The sequence below is a fragment of the Sphingomonas bacterium genome (assembly GCF_903644135.1).
Classification (GTDB): domain Bacteria; phylum Pseudomonadota; class Alphaproteobacteria; order Sphingomonadales; family Sphingomonadaceae; genus Sphingomonas.
Genome location: NZ_CAHJXA010000297.1, coordinates 1 through 3519, shown reverse-complemented (window position 1 = coordinate 3519; position 3519 = coordinate 1). Strand labels below are relative to the sequence as shown.

At 70.7% G+C, this 3519-nt stretch carries 4 protein-coding genes; all 4 read right to left on the bottom strand.

Features of this window, described 5'->3' with window-relative positions:
- Positions 1-1502: MlaD family protein (locus tag HUU96_RS13285; protein WP_174293237.1), on the bottom strand; the 1502-nt coding region annotated here is incomplete at its 3' end.
- On the bottom strand, positions 1499-2731 hold the full coding sequence (locus HUU96_RS13280; protein ID WP_174293236.1) for a paraquat-inducible protein A: 1233 nt from the start codon (positions 2729-2731) through the stop codon (positions 1499-1501). The genes HUU96_RS13285 and HUU96_RS13280, both read right to left, overlap by 4 nt.
- Positions 2728-3180, bottom strand: coding sequence for a hypothetical protein (locus HUU96_RS13275; protein ID WP_174293235.1), 453 nt, complete (start codon positions 3178-3180; stop codon positions 2728-2730). Before HUU96_RS13275 ends, HUU96_RS13280 begins: the two co-directional genes overlap by 4 nt.
- Positions 3181-3254: 74 nt before the next feature.
- A partial coding sequence (locus HUU96_RS13270) for an NAD-binding protein (RefSeq protein WP_174293234.1) occupies positions 3255-3519 on the bottom strand: 265 nt, incomplete at its 5' end.

The following is a 3519-nucleotide window of genomic DNA, read 5'->3' as shown; positions in this document are numbered from 1 at the left end:
GTACGGCTCGCCGCCGCCGCCGCCGCCTGCGCCTGGTCGGCGGTCTGTTGCAGCGAGTCGATCAGCGGGCCGATCTTGGGCGCGTCCGCCTTGGCGGTGCGGTCGAGCGTGACCAGCGTGCTGTCGAGATGGTTGAGGCTGTCCCTGAGCTGCGGCGAGCCGGTGATGCCGCTGAGATTGGCGGTTAGCGCGCGCAGGTTGGCACCGATCTGCGCGATCGGCAGCGCGTCGACCTTGCCGAGGATGCTGTCGACCTTGCCGAGCGTGTCGCCGCCGCTGCCAGCGGCCGGCAGCCATGGATAGGGCGAGCCCTGCCGCAGCGCCGCCGGGCCGCCGCCATGCGGGTCGAGCACGACCTGATAGCTGCCGATCACCGGCGGCGACTGGGTCAGCTTCACGCGCAGGCCGTGCGCCGCCATACGCGTGACCAGATCGTCGACCCCGGCGCGGGTCGGCGGTACCCGCAACCGGGTGCCGTCAAGCGCGATCGTCACCGGCGTGCGGATCGCGCCCGCCGCGGCGTCGAAGAGGAAGCGCGTCTCGACCACGCGGCCGACGGTGAACCCGCTCATCTGCACCGGTGCCCCCGGTAGCAGCCCGCCGAGATCGCCCGACAGCGCCACCTGGTACAGCGTTTCCGGCCCGGCCGGTGCCGCGTCGGCGGAGCCAGCGTCGGGATAGAGCGAGAAGGTCGTGCCTGCCGGTGCCTGGCTGCGATCCGCCGCCAGCGCCGGTGTCTCGAAGTCGACACCGCCCAGCGCCGCGATCGCCGGCGAGGTCAGCCGTGCCTGAAGTCCACCGGCGGTGCGGCTCAGCTGAAAGGCGGCGGCGTCCCAGAAGTGGCTCGACCGGGTGACGAGCTTCACGAACGGCTCGCGCACGAAGATGTCGGCGGCAAAGCCCTGCGTGCCGGTCGGCTGGATCGCGGTCACGGTGCCGACCTGGACGCCATGGGTATAGACCGATGTGCCGGGCGTGATCGACACCAGATCGGGCGCGACCAGGCGGAAGCGGCGACCCTGCGCGCCGCTCTCCACGATCGGCGCGTCGCGCACCGCGGTGAAGCGATAGGCGGGCTCGCCCGGCCCCGGCTGGACGCCGATGCTCGGCCCGGCGACGGCGGCGCGCAGCGAGGCGATGTTGGTGAAGCTGGGGTTGGAGCCCACCACCCACAGCTTCGAGCCGGTGCGAAACAGGTCCTTCCTGGAATGGTCGATCCGCAGCGTCAGGACGATGTTGTGGCCGTCCTCCGCCAGCGCGATGCCGGACACCTCGCCGATCTCCAGGCCGTTATAGTCGACATGGGTGTCGCCGGTGCGCACGCCTTGCGCGTTCGGCACGATCAGCTCCACCGACACGCCGCGGTTGGTGAGCGCGCTCAGTCCCAGCCAGCCCGCGATCAGCAGCGCCGCCAGCGGCAGTGCCCAGACCAGCCCCGGCCAGCGTCCGCGGCTGACCCGCGCCTCGGTACGCTCGGCATGGGGCAGGTCGGTGTCGGTCATGCGGGGAGCGGCCTCATCGTGGAAGAACGGCGGTCAAGCGCGTCCCACAGCAGACGCGTGTCGAAACTATGGGTGGAGAACATCGTCGCGATCACGACCCCCAGGAACGCGACCATGCCCGGCATCGCCTGAGCATTGGCCAACTGGTCGAACTGCATCAACGGCACGAAGGTTCCGATCGCCAGCACATCGACCATCGACCAGCGCCCGATCTCGTGAATGGCGTGGTGCAGCCTGGTCTTGAGCTTCAACGCGCGGGTCGAACCGGTATGGACCGACCATAACAGCCACACCATGCCGGTGAGCTTCAGCAGCGGGATCGCGAAGCTGGCGGTGAAGACCAGCGCCGCCAGTCCCCACAGCCCCGCATCGGCAAGCTCGATGACGCCGCCGAACACGGTATAGGAGGAGGCGGTGGCCAGCTTGATGGTCAACGCCATCGGCAGCAGGTTGGCCGGGAGATAGAGGACCAGCCCAGTGCCAATCAGCGCGGTGGTGAGGGCAAGGCTGTTGGTCTTGCGCGGCTCCAGCCGGGCGTTGCAGCGCGGGCAGTCTCCCCCCGACGCGGCGAGCGGCAGCACCAGCAGGCACGCCTGGCACGACAGGGTCGGCCCAGCCGGTACGGCAGGCTCCGGCATGATCGCGCGCCACACCGTCGCCTCGTCGATCGCCGCGCGGGTCAGCAGCGCGCCGACCGTCGCCGCCGCCATGAACAGCGCACCCTCCCCGACCTTGAGGTCGAACAGCGCCGTCAGCCGCCCATAGGCGACATAGATGCCGAGCAGCATCACCTCCGGCATCGCCCACACGCCCAGCGTTTGCGCCACCCGGAACGAGGGGCCGAGCCGCGGCGACGCGCGGCCCAGATGCACCGCGCCCAGCACGAGCCCCAGCAGCGCGAAGCGGAGCAGCGGCAGGATCAGCACGAACACCAGCATCGCGATCGCCGGCAGCGGCCAATGCTGCGCCCAGAAGGCATGGACGCCCGAGGTGACATGGCTCGCCCGCGATCCCGCCAGCAGCTCCACCCGGTACAGCGGCAGGAGGTTAGCGGGGATCAGCAGCACGAAGGTCGCGATCGCCAGCGCCGCCGCCCCGCCCACGCTGGTGCCGCGGCTGCGTTCGAGGATGCTGTCGCAGCGCACGCACCGCGCCGCCTCGCCGGATGCGAGCAGCGGCAGGTGCTGGACCGCGCCGCAGCTGGGGCAGGCGATGGCGCGACCGCTCACGCCGGCTCCAGCAGCGCTCGCGCGGTGCGATAGCAATCCTCGACATGAGCGTCGCCGGCCAGCTTCATCGCGCCAAAGCCGATCGACGCGCCGATCGCCTGGCCGACGATCGGCACCAGCCGCGCCACCGATGCCGAGGCGAGCCGCACGCCCACCCGACGCAGCAGGGCGAGCGCGAGCTTGCGGGTGATCATCCGGCCGATCAGGTTGTTGCCCAGGCCGGCGGCGAGGACGAAGACGCGCTGCGCGGTGTTGGGATCCAGCTTCGCAACGCTGTCATGGTCCAGCTCGAATGCGGCGCTGATCCTGGGCAACATGGTCGCGAGCAGGCCGACATCGGCGGCAAGGTCGATCCCCGGCACCGGCACCAGCGCCGCCCCCGCCGCGGCCAGCGAGCGGGTCGTTACCATCCGCTTGCACTCGTGGCGGATGCGGTCGAGGTCAGGCATTGTTCGGATCATGTCCTTGCAATGGCGCTTCCGTCGAACTCCACAACCGAAATCTGGGTTCCGGCGTGCAACCGCTAGGCTGCGCCGCGCCGCGAGCTGCCATTGAGCAGCCCGATAACGGCCGAGAAGTCGAGGTCGCCATCGCCGGCGTTTGCCATCGCCTGGTACAGCGCGCCGGCGGCCGAGCCCATCGGCACGCTGGCGTTCGCGCCCTGCGCCGCCTCGACCGCGAGCTTCAGGTCCTTGAGCATCAGCGCCGCCGCGAACCCGCCCTGGTAGCCGCGGTCCGCCGGCGTCCGCGGCCCGACCCCGGGCACCGGACAATAGCTCGTCATCGAC

Excerpts from the sequence above, each read along its gene's own strand:
- HUU96_RS13275 (WP_174293235.1), bottom strand. The coding sequence starts at position 3,180 with ATGCCTGACCTCGACCGCATCCGCCACGAGTGCAAGCGGATGGTAACG.